The 20,807-nt window shown below is 64.2% G+C and carries 24 protein-coding genes; 2 read left to right on the top strand and 22 right to left on the bottom strand.

Features of this window, described 5'->3' with window-relative positions:
* Positions 1-19 precede the first annotated feature (19 nt).
* Positions 20-799 carry an imidazole glycerol phosphate synthase subunit HisF gene (gene hisF, locus J2X67_RS01095; RefSeq protein ID WP_309949726.1) on the bottom strand — a complete coding sequence of 260 codons (780 nt, stop codon included), beginning with the start codon at positions 797-799 and terminating at the stop codon, positions 20-22.
* A 20-nt stretch (positions 800-819) separates the two neighbouring features.
* Positions 820-1,656, bottom strand: a complete 837-nt coding sequence (locus J2X67_RS01090; RefSeq protein WP_309949725.1) for a D-hexose-6-phosphate mutarotase — start codon at positions 1,654-1,656, stop codon at positions 820-822.
* Between the two features lie 190 nt (positions 1,657-1,846).
* Between J2X67_RS01090 and J2X67_RS01085 the strand changes: the two genes are divergently transcribed.
* Together J2X67_RS01085 and J2X67_RS01080 are read left to right on the top strand one after the other, a co-directional pair.
* Positions 1,847-3,154 (top strand): dicarboxylate/amino acid:cation symporter, encoded by a 1,308-nt coding sequence (locus J2X67_RS01085; protein WP_309949724.1) that lies wholly within the window; start codon positions 1,847-1,849, stop codon positions 3,152-3,154.
* 8 nt (positions 3,155-3,162) lie between these two features.
* Positions 3,163-4,080, top strand: a complete 918-nt coding sequence (locus J2X67_RS01080; RefSeq protein ID WP_309949722.1) for an amino acid ABC transporter substrate-binding protein — start codon at positions 3,163-3,165, stop codon at positions 4,078-4,080.
* Positions 4,081-4,092: 12 nt separating this feature from the next.
* Here the strand turns inward: J2X67_RS01080 and J2X67_RS01075 are convergent, their stop codons facing one another.
* The 20 genes from J2X67_RS01075 to J2X67_RS00980 all read right to left on the bottom strand — a co-directional run bounded on the left by J2X67_RS01075 (position 4,093) and on the right by J2X67_RS00980 (position 20,788).
* A complete protein-coding gene (locus tag J2X67_RS01075; protein ID WP_309949720.1) occupies positions 4,093-5,271 on the bottom strand; it encodes an AAA family ATPase in 1,179 nt (392 codons plus the stop codon).
* A 19-nt stretch (positions 5,272-5,290) separates the two neighbouring features.
* Positions 5,291-6,034, bottom strand: a complete 744-nt coding sequence (gene hisA, locus J2X67_RS01070; protein WP_126745541.1) for a 1-(5-phosphoribosyl)-5-[(5-phosphoribosylamino)methylideneamino]imidazole-4-carboxamide isomerase — start codon at positions 6,032-6,034, stop codon at positions 5,291-5,293.
* 63 nt (positions 6,035-6,097) lie between these two features.
* Positions 6,098-6,754, bottom strand: coding sequence for an imidazole glycerol phosphate synthase subunit HisH (hisH, locus tag J2X67_RS01065; protein WP_309949719.1), 657 nt, complete (start codon positions 6,752-6,754; stop codon positions 6,098-6,100).
* Between the two features lie 19 nt (positions 6,755-6,773).
* The gene (gene hisB / locus J2X67_RS01060) at positions 6,774-7,403 is read right to left on the bottom strand and encodes an imidazoleglycerol-phosphate dehydratase HisB (RefSeq protein WP_309949716.1); all 630 of its coding nucleotides are present in this window, start codon (positions 7,401-7,403) and stop codon (positions 6,774-6,776) included.
* A complete protein-coding gene (hisC, locus tag J2X67_RS01055; RefSeq protein ID WP_309949713.1) occupies positions 7,400-8,488 on the bottom strand; it encodes a histidinol-phosphate transaminase in 1,089 nt (362 codons plus the stop codon). The genes hisB and hisC overlap by 4 nt, the downstream gene beginning before the upstream one ends.
* Positions 8,485-8,856 carry a hypothetical protein gene (locus J2X67_RS01050; RefSeq protein WP_309949710.1) on the bottom strand — a complete coding sequence of 124 codons (372 nt, stop codon included), beginning with the start codon at positions 8,854-8,856 and terminating at the stop codon, positions 8,485-8,487. The genes hisC and J2X67_RS01050 overlap by 4 nt, the downstream gene beginning before the upstream one ends.
* 4 nt (positions 8,857-8,860) lie before the next feature.
* The gene (locus J2X67_RS01045) at positions 8,861-9,682 is read right to left on the bottom strand and encodes a hypothetical protein (RefSeq protein ID WP_409050452.1); all 822 of its coding nucleotides are present in this window, start codon (positions 9,680-9,682) and stop codon (positions 8,861-8,863) included.
* 41 nt (positions 9,683-9,723) lie between these two features.
* A complete protein-coding gene (gene hisD / locus J2X67_RS01040) occupies positions 9,724-11,046 on the bottom strand; it encodes a histidinol dehydrogenase (protein WP_309949705.1) in 1,323 nt (440 codons plus the stop codon).
* A gap of 21 nt (positions 11,047-11,067) precedes the next feature.
* Positions 11,068-11,718: an ATP phosphoribosyltransferase gene (gene hisG, locus J2X67_RS01035; RefSeq protein ID WP_309949703.1), complete on the bottom strand. Its 651-nt coding sequence runs from the start codon at positions 11,716-11,718 to the stop codon at positions 11,068-11,070.
* Between the two features lie 93 nt (positions 11,719-11,811).
* Entirely contained in the window at positions 11,812-13,101 is a 1,290-nt protein-coding gene (gene murA / locus J2X67_RS01030; protein WP_309949701.1) for a UDP-N-acetylglucosamine 1-carboxyvinyltransferase, read from the bottom strand.
* A gap of 40 nt (positions 13,102-13,141) precedes the next feature.
* Complete coding sequence (locus J2X67_RS01025; RefSeq protein ID WP_012746311.1) at positions 13,142-13,384, bottom strand: BolA family protein; 243 nt, start codon at positions 13,382-13,384, stop codon at positions 13,142-13,144.
* A 21-nt stretch (positions 13,385-13,405) separates the two neighbouring features.
* Positions 13,406-14,170 (bottom strand): ABC transporter permease, encoded by a 765-nt coding sequence (locus J2X67_RS01020; protein WP_309949699.1) that lies wholly within the window; start codon positions 14,168-14,170, stop codon positions 13,406-13,408.
* Positions 14,167-15,114 carry an ABC transporter ATP-binding protein gene (locus J2X67_RS01015; RefSeq protein ID WP_309949698.1) on the bottom strand — a complete coding sequence of 316 codons (948 nt, stop codon included), beginning with the start codon at positions 15,112-15,114 and terminating at the stop codon, positions 14,167-14,169. Before J2X67_RS01015 ends, J2X67_RS01020 begins: the two co-directional genes overlap by 4 nt.
* A gap of 94 nt (positions 15,115-15,208) precedes the next feature.
* A complete protein-coding gene (locus J2X67_RS01010; RefSeq protein WP_309949696.1) occupies positions 15,209-15,481 on the bottom strand; it encodes an STAS domain-containing protein in 273 nt (90 codons plus the stop codon).
* 4 nt (positions 15,482-15,485) lie between these two features.
* Positions 15,486-16,145: an ABC transporter substrate-binding protein gene (locus tag J2X67_RS01005; RefSeq protein WP_309949694.1), complete on the bottom strand. Its 660-nt coding sequence runs from the start codon at positions 16,143-16,145 to the stop codon at positions 15,486-15,488.
* A 186-nt stretch (positions 16,146-16,331) separates the two neighbouring features.
* Positions 16,332-17,051: a VacJ family lipoprotein gene (locus tag J2X67_RS01000; RefSeq protein WP_309949693.1), complete on the bottom strand. Its 720-nt coding sequence runs from the start codon at positions 17,049-17,051 to the stop codon at positions 16,332-16,334.
* A gap of 26 nt (positions 17,052-17,077) precedes the next feature.
* A complete protein-coding gene (mlaD, locus tag J2X67_RS00995) occupies positions 17,078-17,569 on the bottom strand; it encodes an outer membrane lipid asymmetry maintenance protein MlaD (RefSeq protein WP_281149326.1) in 492 nt (163 codons plus the stop codon).
* A gap of 38 nt (positions 17,570-17,607) precedes the next feature.
* Positions 17,608-18,390: a lipid asymmetry maintenance ABC transporter permease subunit MlaE gene (gene mlaE / locus J2X67_RS00990; RefSeq protein WP_126745528.1), complete on the bottom strand. Its 783-nt coding sequence runs from the start codon at positions 18,388-18,390 to the stop codon at positions 17,608-17,610.
* Positions 18,387-19,211: an ABC transporter ATP-binding protein gene (locus tag J2X67_RS00985; RefSeq protein ID WP_309949691.1), complete on the bottom strand. Its 825-nt coding sequence runs from the start codon at positions 19,209-19,211 to the stop codon at positions 18,387-18,389. The genes mlaE and J2X67_RS00985 overlap by 4 nt, the downstream gene beginning before the upstream one ends.
* A gap of 98 nt (positions 19,212-19,309) precedes the next feature.
* Positions 19,310-20,788 carry a glutamate synthase subunit beta gene (locus J2X67_RS00980; protein ID WP_309949690.1) on the bottom strand — a complete coding sequence of 493 codons (1,479 nt, stop codon included), beginning with the start codon at positions 20,786-20,788 and terminating at the stop codon, positions 19,310-19,312.
* Positions 20,789-20,807 lie beyond the last annotated feature (19 nt).

Genomic DNA, 20,807 nt, shown 5'->3' with positions numbered 1-20,807 from the left:
CCGAGCGGCCTGAAGCAGATCAGGTCCGCACGGGAATGCCCCGCGCGGCCATGCGGGCTTTGGCCTCGCCGACCGTGTGCTCGCCATAGTGAAAGATGCTGGCGGCCAGCACCGCGTCGGCGCCGCCCGTCTGGATGCCGTCGGCCAGGTCGTCGAGGTTGCCCACGCCGCCCGACGCAATGACCGGCACGTTCACGGCGTTGCTCACCGCACGGGTAAGTTCCAGATCGAAGCCGCTCTTGGTGCCGTCGCGGTCCATGCTCGTGAGCAGGATTTCGCCGGCGCCCCGGCGCACCATTTCGGTTGCCCACTCGATGGCGTCGAGGCCGGTGTTCTTGCGGCCCCCATGGCTGTACACGTCCCAGCCGGCGCCGCGGGTGGCCGCTTCCTCGGGGCTGCGGCGCTTGGCGTCGATGGCAACCACGATGCACTGCGATCCGTATTTCTGCGACGCGTCGTTGATGACCTGCGGATCGGCGATGGCGGCCGAATTGAAGCTCGTCTTGTCGGCGCCCGCGTTGAGCAGGCGGCGCACGTCGGCAACGGTGCGCACGCCGCCTCCTACGGTCAACGGAATGAAGACCTGCGAGGCGACCGCCTCGATGATCGGCAAGATGAGGTCGCGGCCGTCGCTGGTGGCGGTAATGTCGAGAAAGGTGAGCTCGTCGGCGCCCTGCGCGTTGTAGCGCGCCGCAATTTCAACGGGGTCGCCGGCATCGCGCAGTTCGAGAAAGTTGACGCCCTTGACCACGCGGCCGCCGGTAACGTCGAGACAGGGAATGATGCGTTTTGCGAGCATGGTCGGTCGTAAATGGAAAATCAGAGAACGCGAAGCTGCTGCCAGCCCTGCCATTGGGCGCCTGGCAAGAGCAGCACCTGTTCGTCGATGCGCGCGGCCTCCACACACAACATGTGCCGGTAGCCATCTTCGGGCATGTCGGCAAGTTTCGCACCAAGCACCGCGCCCGGGTTCCAGACCACGGTTTCGCTGCAGCTCGCGCTTTGCGTAATTTCGAGCGTGCCGTCCGGCTGCACCAGGTGCAGCGGCTTGGCGGGAGCGGCGTAGACGCTGTCGAACTCGGCGTCGAAGCGCAGTGCGGGCGCCGTTTCCACATGGCGGTCGTCGCGCAGCGAATCCCAGCGGTTGGCGCCCTGCAGGCCCTCCAGCCGCACGTCGGCAATATTGTCGACACGCAAGTAGGTATGCAAGGCCGCTGCAAAGCTGAATGGCGCATGATCGACATTGAGCAGCGTGAGGGCGGCGCGCAGCATGCCCGGAGCCAGTTTGACCTGCAGGCGTGCCTCGAAAGCATGCGGCCACAACTTGCGAGTGGCCTCGCTGTCGCGCAGCCGCAAGGTCAGTTCGCTCGATGCAGCGTCGACGCCACGGTTTTCCCAAGGCAGATTTCGCATGAATCCATGCTTGGGCAACATGCCGCGCTGGTTGAACTGAGGGCAGCAAATGGGTACCCCGCCGCGGATTGCGGCAGCTCCGTCGAACACGGCGCGCGGGCTCAGGTAGAGCCGTTCGACCCCATCGGCCGTGGTCCAGGAAAGCAGCTGCGCCCCGTGTAGAGACACGGTAAAGGCACTGCCATCGGCACCAGTGGCGCGAAGCGCCGGCTGGCCGCGAAACTCGATTGGATTGATGTCCATGCCGGAATTGTAGGCAGCGAAATTACCGCACCCGAAACGGGCATTGGACACTTAAGACCTCATCAGGGCAGTGGTGCTGCTGGTTGCACGCAAGGGGTCTTCTTGGATACCCTTTTGCCGGCCTCACAAGGCGCAGATGCCGGCAGGCCCGCGCAAACCTCCAAAACCATACATAACCATAGAGAAACGCATGAAGAAAAAACTGCCGTCCGCCATCTGGATCCTGGTTGCCATGGTGCTCGGCATTTTTGTCGGCTACATGATCTTCACGAGCTTTCCGGACAAGAAAGCCGCAGCGCAGATTGCAGGCTACGTGTCGATCGTGTCAGACGTATTTCTGCGCCTCATCAAGATGCTGATCGGCCCGCTCGTGTTCTCCACGCTGGTGGTAGGCATTGCGCACATGGGCGACGCCAAGTCGGTGGGCCGTGTGTTCGGCAAGTCGCTTGGCTGGTTCTTCACGGCTTCGCTGATCTCGCTGGTCATCGGCCTTGTGATGGCCAACGTGCTGAAACCGGGCGAAAACCTTGGCCTGCCGTTGCCGGACATCGGTGCTTCGGCCAACCTGGCCACAGCCAAGTTCACGCTCAAGGACTTCGTGAGCCACATGGTGCCCAAGTCTTTCGCCGAAGCCATGGCCAACAACGAGATCCTGCAGATCGTGGTGTTCTCGATGTTCTTCGGCGTTGCACTCGCCTCGCTCGGCGACAGGGCCAAGACGCTGGTGGCCGCCATCGACGAGCTCTCGCACGCCATGCTCAAGATCACGGGCTACGTGATGAAGCTGGCGCCCCTTGCGGTAATGGCCGCCATGGCCGCCACCGTGGCAACCAACGGCTTGGGCATCCTGCTCAAGTTTGCCGTTTTCATGGGCGACTTCTACCTGGGGCTGTTCGTGCTGTGGGGCGTGCTGATCCTCGCGGGCCTCACGTTCCTGGGTCCGCGCGTGTTCAAGCTGATGGTTCTCATCAAGGAAGCCTTTCTGCTGTCGTTTGCCACTGCCAGTTCGGAGGCGGCCTACCCCAAGATCCTGCAGGCGCTCGACCGTTTCGGCGTGAAGCGCAAGATCTCGAGCTTCGTGATGCCCATGGGCTACTCGTTCAACCTCGACGGTTCGATGATGTATTGCACCTTTGCGGTGCTCTTCATTGCGCAGGCCTACAACATCCACATGCCGCTGACGACGCAGGTCACCATGCTGCTGATCCTGATGCTCACCTCCAAAGGCATGGCCGGGGTGCCGCGCGCCTCGCTGGTGGTCATTGCGGCCACGCTCAACCACTTCGACATTCCGGAAGCCGGCCTGCTGCTGATCTTGGGCGTGGACACTTTCCTGGACATGGGGCGCTCGGCCACCAACGCGGTGGGCAACTCCATCGCCACCGCCGTGGTTGCCAAGTGGGAAGGAGAGTTGCTCTCGGAAAGCGACGCAGCAGCCAATGCCAAGACCCTGGACGAGGAAGCCGCCGCTACCCTTGCCCACCCCGCCCACGCGTGAGGCTCGCCATGAAGCCCAAGGCCATGCTGCCGGTTTTCATTGCCGGCCTGCTGGCGGTTGTTGCCCTTGCCACGGCGGCCACCGCGCGGGCGCAAGAAGCTCCTGCAATGCTGACCGGCACCCTCGCCAAAGCACGCGGGAGCGGCGCCATCACCATTGGCTACCGCGAGTCTTCGGTGCCGTTTTCGTTTCTCAATGCACGCCAGGAACCTGTCGGCTATTCGATCGAGCTCTGCCGGGAGTTGGTCACGGCCATTGAGGAGGCGGTGAACAGGAGCCTCGTGGTCAAGTGGGTGCCGGTGACTTCGGATTCGCGCATCGAAGCGGTCGAACGCGGCACGGTCGACCTCGAATGCGGCTCGACCACCAACAACCTCGAGCGCCAGAAGCGCGTGAGCTTTTCGCCAACGATTTTCGTCTCGGGCACCAAGGTGCTGGTGAAGAAGGGCTCGCCGATCAAGTCGTTTCGCGACCTGGCCGGCAAACGGGTGGCCGTCACCGCGGGCACCACCAACGAGAAGACGCTGCGCGAGCTTTCGCAGAAGTTCAAGCTCGGCATCGACCTGCTTGTAGCGCGGGACCACGCCGATTCGTTCGGGCTGGTGAAAAGCGGCCAGGCCGACGCCTTTGCCACCGACGACGTGCTGCTCTACGGCCTGGTTGCCCGGGACGCCGCCAAGGCCGACTACGAGGTGGTGGGCGACTACCTCTCCTACGATCCCTACGGCATCATGTACCGCAAGGGCGACGCGCAACTGGGCAAGGTGATCAACGACACCTTCCAGGTACTGGCGCAGGACGGCGAGATCGAACGCCAGTACAAGCGCTGGTTTCTGCGCAAGCTGCCCACGGGAGAAAGCATCAACCTGCCAATGAGCGCGCAGCTGGAGGCGATCATCCAGACGATGGCGGTGAAGGCGGAATAGCCAGGCCCGCGCTCACCGCGCAGGCCACGCCCAGTGCGGGATCTCGCTCATGTCGAGATTGGCGATGCGGGTTTCGCCGAAGCGCTTTTCGAGCACCACCGATTGCAGGTTTTCGCTGTCTTCGAGCGCTGCAATCAGCTGCGGGGCGTGCGACACGACGATGATCTGCGACTCGCGCGCCGCCTGCGCAATCAGCCGGCCGAGCGCAGGCAGCAGGTCGGGATGCAGGCTGGTTTCGGGCTCGTTGAGCACCAGCAGCGCCGGCGGCCGCGGCGTGAGCAGTGCGGCAATCCAGAGCAGGTAGCGCAAGGTGCCGTCCGAGAGCTCCGCTGCAGTCAACGGCCGCAGCAGGCCGTGCTGGTGCATCAGCGTCTCGAAGCGGTCTTCGTTCACCCGCACCTGGATGCGGGCACCCGGAAACGCGTCGTCCACGGCGCGGTCGAGCGCATCGCTGTCGCCAATCTCACGAATGGTCTGCAGCGCGGCGGCCAGGTCGGCGCCATCGTTGGCAAGCACTGGCGTGTAGGTACCGATCTGCGGCTGGCGCGAGGGCGCATCGGCGTCGGAGCGAAAGTGGTCATAGAAGCGCCAGGAGCGCATCTGCTCGCGCAGGGTGAGCATCTCGGGTGCGGCAAGCGGATCGGCGTACTCGGTCATCATGCTGGCGAACTGGGCGATAGGACGGCCCACCGCATCCCAGCTTCCGCTGCGTTCGCCTCGCAGCCGCAGCGAGGCGCCCTTGCGGTCGACCAGTTGCGTGGCGGGCCGCAGCACCGGGCCGCTCCAGATGGCCTCACGCTTGATTTCGGGATCGCGTGAAAACGCAGTGGCCGGAACAGGCGGTGGCAGGCCGATGTCGATGGCGTAGCCGAAGTCGCTCGCTTCAACGCCCGAGAACCCCAGTCGCAAGTTAACCGGCTCACTGCGGACGGTGCCCTGCACCGGGGCATCGCCGCGCAGCATGGCGGCTGAAAAGCGTTCGGGCCCCGCCCAAAGTGTGGAAGAAAGCCCGCCTTCGCGCACCAGCGAGCGGACGACGCCGCCGTTGGCAATGTCGGCCAAAAGCCGCATTGCGCGGTACACGCTGGACTTGCCGCTGCCGTTGGGCCCGGTTACCACCGTGAGCCGCCCGAGCGGCACCGTCAGCTGGCGCAGCGACCGGTAATTGGCAATGGCAAGCGCGGAGAGCACGCCGCGCTACACAAGAGCCTCAGACGCCGGCGAGTTCGTCCGCGCGCGCTTGCGCAGCGGCGAAATCGAGGTCGCCCGAATAGATGGCGCGGCCGCAGATCACGCCTTCGACGCCTTCGGATTCGACCGCGCAAAGCTGGTCGATGTCGGCCATGTTCGACAGGCCACCCGAGGCAATCACCGGGATGGTCAGCGCCTGGGCCAGCTTTACGGTGGCGTCGATGTTGATGCCCGAGAGCATGCCGTCACGGCCGATGTCGGTGTAGATGATCGACTCGACCCCATAGTCCTCGAACTTCTTGCCCAGGTCGGCCACCTCATGGCCCGTGAGCTTGCTCCAGCCGTCGGTGGCAACCTTGCCGTCCTTGGCGTCGAGCCCCACGATGATGTGGCCGCCGAAAGCTACGCAGGCGTCCTTCAGGAAACCGGGGTTCTTGACCGCGGCGGTGCCGATGATCACGTAGCGCAGGCCATCGTCGATGTAGCGCTCGATGGTGTCCAGGTCGCGGATGCCGCCACCCAGCTGCACCGGAATGTCGTCGCCCACCTCGCGCAGGATTGCCTTGATGGCCGCATGGTTCTGCGGCTTTCCGGCAAATGCGCCATTCAGATCGACCAGGTGCAGCCGCCGTGCGCCGGCCTCGACCCACTTGCGTGCCATGGCGGCAGGGTCTTCGCTGAAGATGGTGGACTGGTCCATGTCGCCTTGTTTGAGGCGAACGCAATGGCCGTCTTTGAGATCAATGGCGGGAATGAGGAGCATGGAAGTGACGCGAGTGTGCGGAATCCGGGCTGAGGAAGGTTCGGCCCGGTCGGAAATATAAGGTCAGGGATTCCAGTGGAGGAAATTTCGATAGAGCTGCAACCCGTGGTCCGCACTCTTCTCCGGGTGGAACTGGGTGGCAAAAATGTTATCGCGTGCGATGGCTGCGGTAAAGCATGCTCCGTAATCCGCCTCGCCCACGCTGTGCCGGGAGTCCGTCGGCCGAGCGTAGAAGCTGTGCACGAAATAAAAATAGCTCTGGTCGGGAATGCCCGCCCACACGGCGTGCGGCTGGGCCTGGCGCACCTGGTTCCAGCCCATCTGGGGCACCTTGAAACGGCTGCCATCGGGCTGCAGCCTGCCGGCCAGGTCGAACTTGACGACCTCGCCGGGAATCAGGTTCAAGCCGTCGGTCGGACCTTCGTCGCTGCGAGACAGCAGCATTTGCATGCCCACGCACACGCCGAAGAGCGGCTTGCTCGCCGCGGCCTCGAGAACCGATTCCTGAAGACCCGAGTCATGCAGTTCGCGCATGCAGTCGGGCATGGCGCCCTGCCCCGGCAGCACCACGCGGGTGGCCTTGCGCACCACCTCGGGGTCGGAAGTAACGAAGACCTCGACGCCCACCTGGTCGGCTGCATGCCGTACCGCCTGGGACACCGAATGCAGGTTGCCCATGCCGTAGTCGACGACAGCAACGGTATTTGCTACAGATTTCATAGCTGTTCGCTGGAAATTTTCAGAGCGAACCCTTGGTCGAGGGAATGACGCCCACGGAGCGCGGATCGAGCTCGAGCGCGCCGCGCATTGCGCGCGCAAAAGCCTTGAACACCGTCTCGCACTGGTGATGCGCGTTCACGCCCTTCAGGTTGTCGATGTGCAGCGTGACGAACGCATGGTTGACGAAACCCTGGAAGAACTCGTAGGTGAGCTGGCTGTCGAAGGTGCCGATCATGCCGCTGGTGAACGGCACGTGCATTACCAGCCCCGGGCGGCCCGAAAAATCGATGACGACGCGGCTCAGCGCTTCGTCCAGCGGCACATAGGCATGCCCGTAGCGGCGAATGCCCTTCTTGTCGCCCACGGCCTTGGCAACCGCCTGGCCGAGCGTGATGCCCACGTCTTCCACTGTGTGGTGGCCGTCGATGTGCAGGTCGCCCTGGCAATCGATGTCGAGATCGATCAGGCCGTGGCGGGCGATCTGGTCGAGCATGTGGTCGAAAAAGCCGATGCCGGTGGAGAGCTTGGCGCGGCCGGTGCCGTCCAGGTTGACGCTGACGGTGATCTTGGTTTCGGCGGTGTTGCGGGTGACCGAAGCGGTGCGCGCGGCGGTGCCGGTGTCGGTGTCAGCTGTTTGTGGGGTGGTCATAGTGAGGCTTCGAGTGCCGCGAGCATCCGCGCATTCTCGTCGGACGTTCCGACGGTGAGGCGCAGGCAATTTGCGAGCAGTTCGTGCATTTTAGAAACGTTCTTCACCAGAATCCCGCGCGCCTTCATGCCCTCGAAGGTCTTGGCGGCATCGGGTACCCGCACGAGGACCATGTTGGCGTCGCTGGGCCACACCTTCACGCCCGCGAGCCGGCCCAGCCCCATCATGAGGCGGTGACGCTCTTCGCGAATTTGCCGTGCCTGGGCTTCGAACACTTCGGCATGCTCGAGCGCAAACAGAGCGCATTCGCAGTTGAGCACGCTGATGTTGTAGGGCGGGCGCACCTTGTCGATCTGCGCGATCAGCTCGGCCGGCCCCATGAGGTAGCCGAGGCGAATGCCCGCCAGGCCGAATTTGCTGAGCGTACGCATCAGCAGCACATGCCCGTGCCGCGCGATACGGTCGATATAGCTCCTGGCGGCAAAGGGCTGGTAGGCCTCGTCGATCACCACCAAGCCGCCTTGCTTGCCCTGGGCTTCGACGATCTTTTCGATGACGTCGTCGTTCCAGAGGTTGGCGGTCGGATTGTTCGGATAAGCCAGGTACACGATGGCCGGCTTCTCGCGCGCGATGGCAGCGAGCATCGCCGCCTCGTCGAGCTCGAAATCGGCCGTGAGCGGCACGCCGGCGAAGCGCAGGCCCTGCAACTGCGCGCTCATGGCGTACATCACGAAGCCGGGCACCGGCGCCAACAGCGTGGCGCCCGGTACATCGCATGCGATGGCCAGCAGCGAAATCAGTTCGTCGGAGCCGTTGCCCAGCATCAGCGCAAAGCCTTCGGGCATGTGCGCATGCACGGCCAGCGCGCGCTGCAGGTCACCGCCGCGCTCGCCTGGGTAGCGGTTGAGCGCCAGGGCGCCCAGCCGAGCACCGAGTTCGGCCTGCAACGCGGGTGGCAGGCCGAACGGATTTTCCATGGCGTCGAGCTTGACGAAGCCGCGCGCGTCCTGCACCGCGTAGGCATGCATGGACTGCACGTCGGAGCGGATGCGGTCAATTGGGCGGGCGGTAGGAGAAGTGGTCATCGGGTGCAGCGGTAGCTGTTCTTGAGGGCGCCGGACATCACCAGTTGCACGGGCATGTCGGCTTCATAGGTGTCGGCGTTGCGGGTCAGCTCGGTCTGATAGAGAGAGCGCGCCATCGACGGCTCGAGGCGGCGGCCTTCAACGCAGAAGATGGGTTTTTGCCCGTTGCGCTGCGATGCCTCCACGCCTTCGCGCAGGCCTTCGAGCACGCCGACGAGGTAGTAGCTCGCATAAGCCTTGCCGTCTTTCTCGTTGGCTTCGAGCGTGCGCAATTCGCGGATGCTCATGGCCTGCGCGCCTGCGCCGGCCGCCAGCGCGAGCAACAGCACCAGCAGGCGCGGCAGCAGCGGAACGGCGGCGCGGCTCATGGCGTTACTTTCGATAGCGCGGCGGCGGTGCGTACGCGTCGTCGGCCGGGAAGGCGCTGGGCTGCGTTGGCGCGGCATTGCGGCGCGGACGGCGTGGTGCCTCGGGCAGTTCGAGCTCGAACAGCGCAGCGCCGATCACGCCGATGTTGCGTACGTCGCCGGCCTCGGTGTTCGCTGCATAGGCGCGGCCAGGAGCGGCGAAACGAAAGGCCGCCACCTCGCTCTGGCTCTTGCGGAAGCCCGCAATATCGAGCACCTGCTGCGGCTGCAGAACATAGCCGCCGTTGCGCAGGCTGCCGGGCTTGCCGTTCAGCACGTCGAGGCCGTCGACGGTGGCAATCACTTCGTAGGCCCGGTCGCTCAGGTTGCGAAAGCGCAGCGTATAGCGCGCGCCTTCGATGCCCGCGATGCGGAACATGTCGCTGCTGCGGCGTGCGCGTTGCATTGGCAGAGGACGGCCGTTTTCGTCGAGCACCGACCATTCGACATCGCCTTGGGCCAGTTGCAGGTTGAGCCTGCGTTCGGAGTTGTTGCCGGCTTCGCGCAGCACGGTGGCTGCTTCGTTGTAGCCCAGAGAGGCCACTTCGTCAGGCTGTGCCGACAGCCGCTTCGCATCGACTGTGCGGGTCTTCGACTCGATGCCCTCGCCCCACTGGGTGCCAAGCCGAGCCGGCGCGGCAGCGGCGGCGCTGGGCGTTGCAGACAGGGCCACCGACTCATTGCGGGGAGCCTGCGGCATCTGGCTGCAGGCGGCGAGCAAACCCGCGCCTGCAACGAGGCCCGCAGCAAATCTGAAAAAACGCGAACTATGAAGACGATGAATCATCTGGCTGCTCCTCCCCGAAGCGGTTTTCTATTTATGAAACTTCAAATCTTGCGCAGGCGCATCCGCGCTGCTTCGGCGTGCGCCTGCAGGCCCTCGCCTTCGGCCAGCGTCACGGCGATGGGGCCGAGCACCTGCGCGCCGGCTTCGCTCACTTCGATGAGGCTCGAGCGCTTTTGAAAGTCGTAGACGCCGAGCGGGCTCGAGAAGCGCGCCGTGCCGCTGGTCGGCAGCACGTGGTTGGGTCCGGCGCAGTAGTCGCCCAGGCTTTCGCTGGTGAACGCGCCGAGAAAGATCGCGCCGGCATGGCGCAACAGCGGCTCCCAGCGGTTCGGCTCGCTGCTGCTGACTTCCAGGTGTTCGGGCGCAATGCGGTTGCTGATTTCGCAGGCCTCTTCCATGCTCTTCGTGTGGATGAGAGCGCCGCGGCCATTGAGCGAGGCCGCGATGATTTCGGCACGCGGCATGGCCGGCAGCAGGCGGTCGATCTCGGCCTGCACGCGGTCGATGTATGCCGCATCGGGGCACAGCAGGATGCTCTGCGCCAGCTCGTCATGTTCGGCCTGGCTGAACAGGTCCATGGCCACCCACTCGGGCGGCGTGGTGCCGTCGGCCAGGACGAGAATTTCGCTCGGGCCGGCGATCATGTCGATGCCCACGGTGCCGAACACGCGGCGCTTGGCGGCCGCGACGTATGCGTTGCCCGGCCCGGTGATCTTGTCGACTGCGGGAATGGTGGCTGTGCCGTAGGCCAGTGCGGCCACGGCTTGCGCACCGCCAATGGTGAACCCGCGTGTCACACCGGCCACATAGGCCGCGGCAAGCACGAGCGGGTTCTTCTCGCCGCCCGGAGTCGGAACGACCATGATGATTTCGGCCACGCCGGCCACGTGCGCCGGAATCGCGTTCATCAGCACGCTCGACGGGTAGGCCGCCTTGCCGCCGGGAACGTAGATGCCGACGCGATCGAGCGGCGTCACCTTTTGGCCGAGCAGCGTTCCGTCGGCATCGCGGTAGCTCCAGCTTTCGCCGCTCGCCTTCCTCTGGGCCTCGTGGTAGCTGCGCACACGGCGCGCGGCCGCTTCGAGTGCGTCGCGCTGCACGGCGGGCAGCGATTCGAATGCGGCCTTCAGTTCGGCCTGCGTCAGCTCCAGCTCGGGCAGCGTCCTGGCGCCGAGCTTGTCGAAGCGGTTGGTGTATTCCAGCACCGCATCGTCGCCCCGTTTCTGCACGTCGGCCAGGATGTCGGCCACCACCTTCTCGATGGCTGCGTCCGCGTCGGCAGACCAATGCAGCCGCGCCTTGAATTCAGCATCGAAGCTGGCTGAAGTCGTGGAGAGACGGGCGGGGGCTGCTTTCAGTGTCATGAGGCTGCGGTGTGAAACTTGTCAGGGCGTGGCTACCGCCGGAATGGCGGAAGCAAAGGCATCGATGATGCGGCGGATCGGCTCGCGCTTGAGCTTGAGCGCAGCCTGGTTGACGACGAGGCGCGCGCTGATGTCCATGATGCGTTCGACCTCGACCAGGTGATTGGCCCTGAGCGTGTTGCCAGTCGACACCAGGTCGACGATGGCGTCGGCCAGACCCGTGAGCGGCGCGAGTTCCATGCTGCCGTAGAGCTTGATCAGGTCGACGTGCACGCCCTTGCTGGCGAAGAAGTCGCGCGCCAGGCCCACATATTTGGTGGCCACGCGCAGGCGCGAGCCCTGCTTTACGGCGGATGCGTAGTCGTAGTCGGCGCGCACAGCCACGCTGAGGCGGCAGGCGGCAATGCGCAGGTCGAGCGGCTGGTACAGGCCCTGGTTGCCATGCTCGAGCAGCACATCGGAGCCCGTCACGCCCAGGTCGGCGCCGCCGTACTGCACGTAGGTGGGCACGTCGGAGGCGCGCACCAGCACCACGCGCACGTCTGGCCGCGTGGTGGCAAGAATCAGCTTGCGCGACTTGTCGGGGTCTTCGGTAACCTCGATGCCGGCGGCGGCCAGCAGGGGCATCGTCTCTTCGAAGATGCGGCCTTTGGACAGAGCAAGCGTGATCACGATTGCGACTCCTGTGATGCAAGCGTGATCACGATTGCGACTCCTGTGATGCAAGCGTGATCACGATTGCGACTCCTGTGATGCACAGCGTGATCATGCGGCGGCTCCCGCCACACGCTCGATGTCGGCCCCGATGCCGCGCAGCTTGGCTTCCATGCGGTCATAGCCGCGGTCCAGGTGATAGATGCGATCGACCAGCGTCTCGCCGTCGGCCACGAGGCCGGCAATGACAAGGCTGGCGGAGGCGCGCAGGTCGGTGGCCATTACGGTGGCACCCGAAAGCTGCGGCACGCCTTCGACCATGGCGACCTTGCCCTCGACGTGGATCGTCGCGCCCAGGCGCACCATCTCGTTCACGTGCATGAAGCGGTTCTCGAAGATGGTCTCGGTAACCATCGAGGCGCCGCGCGCAATCACGTTCAGGGCCATGAACTGGGCCTGCATGTCGGTCGGAAAGCCGGGGTATTCGGTGGTGCTGAAGCTCTGCGCCTTGAGGTGCTCGCTGGCCGGGGCCGTGGAACTGATGCGCACGCCGCCCTCTTCCGCGGCAACCGTGCAGCCGGCGTCGCGCAGCTTGTCGATTACCGCGTCCATGTGGTCGGCGCGGGCGTGGCGCAAAAACACGTCGCCGCCGGTGGCCGCAACGGCGCAAAGGAAGGTGCCGGCCTCGATGCGGTCGGCCACCACGGCGTGTTCGCAGCCGTGCAGCTTTTCAACACCCTGGATGCGGATGTGGCTGGTGCCGTGGCCCTGGATCTTCGCGCCCATGCGGATCAGCATTTCGGCCAGGTCGACGATCTCGGGCTCCTGGGCGGCGTTCTCGAGCAGCGTCTCGCCCTCGGCCAGCGCGGCAGCCATGAGGAAATTTTCTGTGCCGGTCACGGTGACCATGTCCGTGAGAATGCGCGCACCCTTCAGGCGGCTGCGCCCGGCCGGGAGGCTGGCGATCATGTAGCCGTGCTCGACCACGATCTCGGCACCCATGGCCTGCAGGCCCTTGATGTGCTGGTCGACGGGCCGCGAACCGATCGCGCAGCCGCCCGGCAACGACACCTTGGCGCGGCCGAAGCGCGCCAGCAGCGGCCCGAGAGCCAGCACCGACGCCCGCATGGTCTTCACAAGTTCGTAGGGAGCCTCGGGGTTGGTGAGGTCGCCCGCATTGAGCTGAACCGTGCCGTTGTCGTCGCGATCGGCCACCACACCCATGTTGCGCACCAGCTTGAGCATGGTCGACACGTCCTGCAGGCGCGGCACGTTGTGCAGCGTCACGGGCTGGTCGGTCAGCAGCGCGGCGCACAGCTCCGGCAAGGCTGCGTTCTTGGCGCCGGAAATGAGTACCTCGCCGCGAAGCTGGCGCCCGCCGCGAATCAGAAGTTTGTCCATCGAATTTCCAGCGAAATCAGGGCCCCGCGGGGCCGGAGAGTTATTTTTCCAACGCCGCCCATTCGGCCGGCGTATAGGTCTTCATGGAGAGCGCATGCACCTCGTCGGTATGCATTTTCGCACCGAGGGTCGCGTAGACCCGCTGATGTCGCTGAATGGCACGCTTGCCCTCGAACTCGGCCGAAACAATGGTGGCGTACCAGTGGCGGCCGTCGCCCTCGAGCGTGATGTGCTCGCAAGGGAGGTGGGACTGGATCAGGGCCTGGAGTTGTTCGGCGGTCATGGGGGTCTGGAAAAAAAGCGGTCAGCCTCGGATTTTGTAGCCGATTCTCAGGAGATGGACGGCAATGGCGCTCACCACCAGCCAGGCGGCTCCGACGATACCCAGGCTGAGCCAGGGCGATGCGTCGCTCACGCCGAAAAAGCCGTAGCGGAAGCCGTCGATCATGTAGAAAAACGGGTTCAGGTGGCTCACCGATTGCCAGAAAGGCGGCAGCGAGCCGATCGAATAAAACACGCCCGAGAGAAACGTCATGGGCATGATCAGGAAATTCTGGAACACGGCCATCTGGTCGAACTTTTCGGCCCAGAGCCCGGCAATGAGCCCCAGTGTGCCCAGCATCGCGGAGCCGAGCAGCGCGAACACGAGAATCCAGACCGGTGCAACGAAGCTCGGCATGGCGAAGAACACAGTCACCGCAAACACGCCGAGCCCCACGGCCAGCCCGCGGATGACCGAAGAGCCCACATAGGCAAAGAACCAGCCCCAATGCGAGAGCGGCGTGAGCAGCACGAAGACCAGGTTGCCCATGATCTTGCTCTGGATGATGGACGACGAGCTGTTGGCAAACGCGTTCTGCAGCACGCTCATCATCACGAGGCCCGGCACCAGGAAGGCGGTGTAGCCGACCGAGCCGTAGACCTTCACGTGGTCTTCGAGGACATGGCCGAACACCATCAGGTAGAGCAGCGCGGTGAGCACCGGCGCGCCGACCGTCTGGAAACCCACCTTCCAGAAGCGCAGCGTTTCTTTATACAGAAGCGCGCGCCAGCCAGTAACAGCCATCATCTAGAGACCTCCAGCGGCGTTTGCTCACCCGCCATCAGGTCGATGAACACGTCTTCGAGATCGGCCTTGCGCATTTCCACGTCTTCCACTGCGACGCCGGCTTCGCGGATTGCGGCCAGCAGTTGTTCGACTTCATGTGCGTTCTGTGCCGGCAGTTGCACGATGCGCCCGGTAATGCGTGCATGCTGGGCAATGGCCCAGGGCAGCATGGAGTCGGTCTTGAACCGCAGCACGTTGCTGGCGGCGGACTTCAGGAGTTCGCTGGTGCGATCGAGCGCAATCACGCGTCCCAGCTTGAGCATGGCGATACGGCTGCACAGCGCCTCGGCTTCCTCGAGATAGTGCGTGGTCAGGAGCACGGTGCTGCCCTGCTTGTTGAGCTTGGCAACAAACTGCCAGAGCGTCTGCCGCAGTTCCACGTCGACGCCGGCAGTGGGCTCGTCGAGCACGATGACTGGCGGCTTGTGCACCAGGGCCTGCGCCACGAGCACGCGGCGCTTCATGCCGCCCGAAAGCTGGCGCATGTTGGCCGTGGCCTTGTCGGCCAGGCCAAGGCTTTGCAGCAATTCGTCGATCCAGGCTTCGTTGTTCTTGATACCGAAGTAGCCCGACTGGATGCGCAGCGATTCCCGCACGTTGAAGAAGGGGTCGAACACCAGTTCTTGCGGCACGATGCCAAGCTGGCGCCGGGCTTCGGCGAAGTCGCGCTGCACATCGAAGCCGTGCACGCTGATGGCCCCGGCGGTGGGACGCGACAGGCCGGCCAGCATGCTGATGAGCGTGGTCTTGCCCGCGCCGTTGGGGCCGAGCAAGCCGAAGAACTCGCCCGGCTCGATCTGGAAGCTGACCTCGTCGACGGCGCGCAGCCCTTGTTTGCCTTGGGCCCGTTGCTGTCTGGAGGGGGGGTAGGTCTTGGAGACCGATTGGAATGAGATCGCGGGCATGGGAGCCGGCGATTTTACGGGCGCGCCTGGCAAGCTGCTGCGCCGCATCCGGATGCCCTGACGCGCCGGGCACCGGAGCTACCGGCTACCCGCCTCAGGGGGCCGCCGGCAAAAGACCTGCGATGCCATACAGGGCCGCCAACTCACGCAAGCGCGGTGAGAGCCCCTTCACGGCAAAACCGCGGCCCAGCGCGCTCGACTCGCGCCGGCACTCCAGCAGCACGGCCAAGGCGGACGAATCGAACTGCGTCAAAGCGCTGGCGTCGACCACGGTCGAGGTGTCGGCCTGCCCCGCCAGCCCCTGCTGCAGCATGCGCATGCAGGCGGGGGCCTCGTCGTGGGTGAGTTTCGTCGGCAGCACCAGCATGGGGTCAGCTCTTGCCGCTGTTGCCCTTGTTGCGCGCGGCAAGCGCAGCAATCAGGCCATCGATACCGCGGGCATTGATTTCCTGCGAGAACTGGGTGCGGTAGGTATCGACCAGCCAGACGCCGAGCACATTGAGGTTGTAGACCTTCCAGCCGCCGCCCTGGCCGGGCGTTTTCTCGAGGCGGTAGTCGAGCTGCACCGGGTCGCCGCGGCCCTTGACCTCGGTGCGCACCAGCACCTCGGTGTCTTCGGGCGAACCGCGGAACGGGCGAACCGTGACCGTCTGGTCGCTCACCTGGTCGAGCGCGCCGGCGTACGTGCGCACGAGCAGGGTCTTGAACTCGTCCTGCAGCCGCTTCTGCTGCTCGGGCGTCGCCTGGCGCCATGCCGGGCCCACGGCGGAAGCCGTCATGCGCTGGAAATTGACGTTGGGCATGATCTTGCTGTCGACGAGCAGCATGATCTTGTTGATGTCGCCTGCCTTGATGGAGGTATCGGCCTTGATGGTTTCGAGCACATCGGTAGACAGCCGCTTGACCAGCGCATCGGGCGCTTCATCAGCAGCGTGTGCAGGACGCACGAACGCCGTGGCGGCGCCAAAAAGAAGCGCGCTGGCCAGTACAAGACGGCCAAAGCCGCGTCGTTGCAAGATGTTGTTGTTCATGGCAATTCCCTCAAGTTTTGAAAATCCACAAGGCGCACACGAAAGGCCCGCCCTGTGGAAAGAACGTATTCGACGGGCTTGAAGCCGACCGGGTTCCTGAAGCGCAGGTGAAGCCTTGAAACCGGATGCAAGCAGAAAACACCTGGTCCGGTAGCGAACCGCCTCTTTTCGGCTCGGTTTCAGTTCTTACTTTCCGCCTTCGTCGTCGTCGGGCGGATTGCCGTCGTAGACATCGTTGCGGCGGTGCTGCAGGAAGGCGTCGCGGGTGAAGGTGTACTTGTCGAGCGCTGCGTCATCGAGCAGGCGGCCGGCACGCAGGTACTTTGCTCGCGTATCGACAACTTCGAGCACGGAAAGCGAATTGCGCCATGCAACGTCGTTCATGTTCCCGATAACGCTTCCGGCCCGGTCGACCGGCAGGGCCGCCGTGTCGCGCAGGGTCGAAGGGCCGAGCAGCGGCAGCACGACGTACGGGCCCGCGCCCACGCCCCAGCGTCCCAGCGTCTGGCCGAAGTCTTCTTCGTGGCGGTCGATGCCGGCTTCGGTGGCGATGTCCAGGAGACCGCCGAGCCCGAAGAAGGTGTTGACGTTGACCCGCATGAAGGTTTCAGCGCTGTTTTGCAGCTTGAGCTGGGCCACGCTGTTGGCAAAGCTCCAGACGTCGCCCAGATTGCCGAAGAAATTACTCACGCCGGTACGCACCATGGAGGGCAGCACGCGCTGGTAGGCGGTGGCCACCGGCACCAGCACAGCTTCGTCGACCTTGTCGTTGAAACTGGTAACGCCTCGATTGAATGGCTCGAACGGGTCGGCTGGATTGGCGCGGGGGCCGCTAGCACAACCCGCAATTACCGCAAAAACGGCTGCCGCGCTCATCCAGCGTGCATAGCTCGCTATGTTATTCATAGCGATCGAGGAAAAAAGGCTTGTTTTCATTTTTTGTTGGCTGTTCCCGGCGTCGAAGTGTTTCCTTCTGCCGCCTTGCTGTAGAGGAACTGGCTGATCAGGTTTTCCAGCACCACGGCCGATTGGGTCGAGGTAATGGTGTCGCCGGCTTGCAGGTTCTTCTCCTCGGCGCCCGCCTCGATTCCGATGTACTGCTCGCCGAGCAGGCCACTGGTCAGGATCTTGAGCGAGCTGTCCTTGGGAAAACTGTAACGGTTTTGCAATGCCAGCGTGACGCTGGCCTGAAAGGACTTGTCGTCGAACGAGATTGATTCCACACGGCCGACCACCACGCCCGCGCTCTTGACCGCGGTTTGCGGCTTGAGACCGCCGATGTTGTCGAAGCGTGCGGTGACGTTGTAGGTCTTCTGGAAGTTCAGGCTCAGCAGGTTGGCCGATTGCAGCGCTAGGAACAGAAGCGCCGCGCCGCCGATCAGGACGAACAGGCCGACCCAGATGTCGTTAGTGGAACGTTGCATGGTTTGCACTCTCTAGAACGATTGGAGCCGAAGCTCCTTCAAATACTGAACATCATGGCGGTCAACAGGAAGTCGAGACCGAGCACCGAAAGCGATGCCATGACCACCGTGCGTGTGGTTGCGCGCGACACGCCTTCGGGCGTGGGCTGGGCTTCGTAGCCCTGCAGCAGCGCGATGAAGGTCACGGTAAAGCCGAAGACGATGCTCTTGATCACGCCGTTGCCCACGTCGCGCCAGACATCGACGCCGCCTTGCATCTGACCCCAGAACGCGCCCGGGTCTACACCCAGCATCAGCACGCCCACCACGTAGCCGCCCATGATGCCGACTGCGCTGAACACGGCCGCCAGCAGCGGCATGGTGATGACGCCGGCCCAGAAGCGCGGAGCAAGAATTCGCCGCACGGGGTCGACAGCCATCATTTCCATGGCGCTGAGTTGCTCGCCAGCTTTCATGAGGCCGATTTCCGCGGTCAGCGACGTACCGGCCCGTCCGGTGAAAAGCAATGCCGCAACCACGGGGCCGAGCTCGCGCACCAGGCTCAGGGCAACCAACAGGCCGAGCGCCTCGGAAGAACCGTAGCGCTGCAGCGCGTAATACATCTGCAGGCCCAGCACAAAGCCAACGAAAAGGCCGGACACCGCAATGATGGCGAGCGAGTAGTTGCCAAGAAAGTGAATTTGGTCGCGCACCAGGCTGAAGCGCCGGAGGCTTTGCGCGCCCTGAAACGCCAGGCGCACGAACAGCTTGGCGCCATAGCCCATATCGGCGAGCTTGCTGCGCACGGCAAAGCCGACATCTGCGGGCTTCCACCAAGTCATGCCCGCCCCCCTTCATTGCCGAAATCTGCTTCGATTCCAACGCCAGGGTAATGAAAATGCACCGGCCCGTCGGGCAGCGCATTGACGAACTGGTGCACCAGCGGATCGGCGCTCTGCCGCACTTCGTCGGGCGTGCCCTGCGCCGCGATGGCGCCGTTGGCCAGGATGATCACGTGGTCGGCAATCCGGAAAGTTTCTTCGAGATCGTGCGACACGACGATGCTGGTCAGGCCCAGCGTGTCGTTGAGCTGGCGGATCAACCGTGCCGCCGTACCAAGCGAAATCGGGTCGAGGCCGGCAAAAGGCTCGTCGTACATCACAAGGTCGGGGTCGAGCGCAATGGCGCGCGCCAGGGCCACGCGCCGCGCCATGCCACCGGACACTTCGCTGGGCATGAGGTCTCGCGCGCCGCGCAGGCCCACTGCGTCGAGCTTCATGAGGACGATGTCGCGAACCAGCGCTTCCGACAGCTGCGTGTGCTCGCGCAAAGGAAAGGCAACGTTGTCGAACACGCTCATGTCGGTGAACAAGGCACCGAACTGAAAGAGCATGCCCATGCGGCGCCGCGCTTTATACAGAGCCGGTGCGTCGAACTTGCCGACGTCCTGCCCGTCGAAGAGCACCTGGCCGCGCTGCGCTCGCTGCTGTCCGCCGACGAGCCGCAGCACGGTGGTCTTGCCTCCGCCGGAGGCTCCCATGAGCGCAGTGACCTTGCCGCGCGGGACGGCAAAGGACACCCCGTCGAGAATCGCACGTGCGCCATAGCCGAACGTAACGTCGCGGAACTCTACAAAGGGGTGTGGCTGTGCGGCTGGGTCCATCTCAATAAAAAAGCCGGGCGCCTTGAGAGGCATCCCGGCATGCGGTTTCCGCAAATGATAGCGGGGCCGTGAGTGGCCCCGCGAAATTGAAACAAAAATCAGCGCGGTAAGTCGCTAAATCCCATCAAAAATTCATCTACGGAGCGAGCGGCCTGCCGGCCTTCGCGAATTGCCCACACCACCAACGACTGACCGCGGCGAATATCGCCCGCTGCGAACACCTTGGGCACGTTGGTGGCATAGCCCCCGATGAAATCGACGGTTGCCTTGGCATTGCCGCGCGCATCCTTCTCGACGCCGAAGGCATCGAGCACGGCGGCCACGGGGCTGACGAAGCCCATGGCCAGCAGTACGAGGTCGGCCTTGAGGATCTGCTCGCTGCCCGCCACTTCCTGCATTTTTCCGTCTTTCCACTCCACGCGGACGGTCTTCAGGCCGGTGACCTTGCCCTTTTCGCCGATGAATTCCTTGGTGGAAATGGCGAACTCGCGTTCGCAGCCCTCTTCGTGGCTGGAGCTGGTGCGCAGCTTGATCGGCCAGTAAGGCCAGGTCAGGGGACGGTTTTCTTCTTCGGGAGGCTGGGGCATCAGCTCGAATTGCGTGACGCTCGCTGCGCCGTGGCGGTTGCTGGTGCCCACGCAGTCGGAACCGGTGTCGCCACCGCCGATGACGATGACGTGCTTGCCTTCGGCGCGCAACTGGCCCTTGACCTTGTCGCCCGCATTGACGCGGTTCTGCTGGGGCAGGAACTCCATCGCAAAGTGGATGCCGTCGAGGTCGCGGCCCGGCACCGGCAGGTCGCGCGATTGCTCGGCGCCGCCCGTGAGCAGCACGGCATCGAACTCCTTGTCCAGTTGCTCGGGCGTGACGGTTTCCTTGGCGAGGTTGGTCACCTTGGAGCCCTTGCCAAGCGTATCTTTCGCGGCGCCGACGATCACGCCGGTGCGGAAGGTCACGCCCTCGGCCTTCATCTGCTCGACGCGGCGATCGATGTGCGTCTTCTCCATCTTGAAGTCGGGAATGCCGTAGCGCAGCAGGCCGCCGATGCGGTCGTTCTTTTCGAACAGCGTCACATCGTGGCCAGCGCGTGCAAGTTGCTGCGCCGCGGCCATGCCGGCCGGGCCCGAACCCACCACGGCCACCTTCTTGCCAGTCTTGTGCTTGGCAACGCGCGGCGCCACCCAGCCTTCGTCCCAGGCGCGGTCGATGATGGCGTGTTCCAGCGACTTGATGCCAACCGGGTCGTCGTTCACGTTGAGCACGCAGGCCGCCTCGCAGGGCGCGGGGCAGATGCGGCCGGTGAACTCCGGAAAGTTGTTGGTCGAGTCGAGCACCGCGAAGGCGTTTTGCCAGTCGTTGCGGTACACGAGGTCGTTGAAGTCCGGAATGATGTTGTTGACCGGGCAGCCGCTGTTGCAGAACGGCGTGCCGCAGTCCATGCAGCGTGCGCCCTGCACCTTCGCCTGCTCGTTCGTCAGGCCGACAACGAATTCCTTGTAATGCTTGACGCGCTCTTCAACGGGCTTGTAGCCCTCTTCGATGCGCTCATGCTCCATGAAGCCGGTGATCTTTCCCATCGCGTGCTTTCCTTTGTTC

The organism is Variovorax sp. 3319 (assembly GCF_031456585.1).
Classification (GTDB): domain Bacteria; phylum Pseudomonadota; class Gammaproteobacteria; order Burkholderiales; family Burkholderiaceae_C; genus Variovorax; species Variovorax paradoxus_P.
Note: the sequence above shows the minus strand (reverse complement) of the source record. Positions and strands in the feature narration are given on the sequence as shown.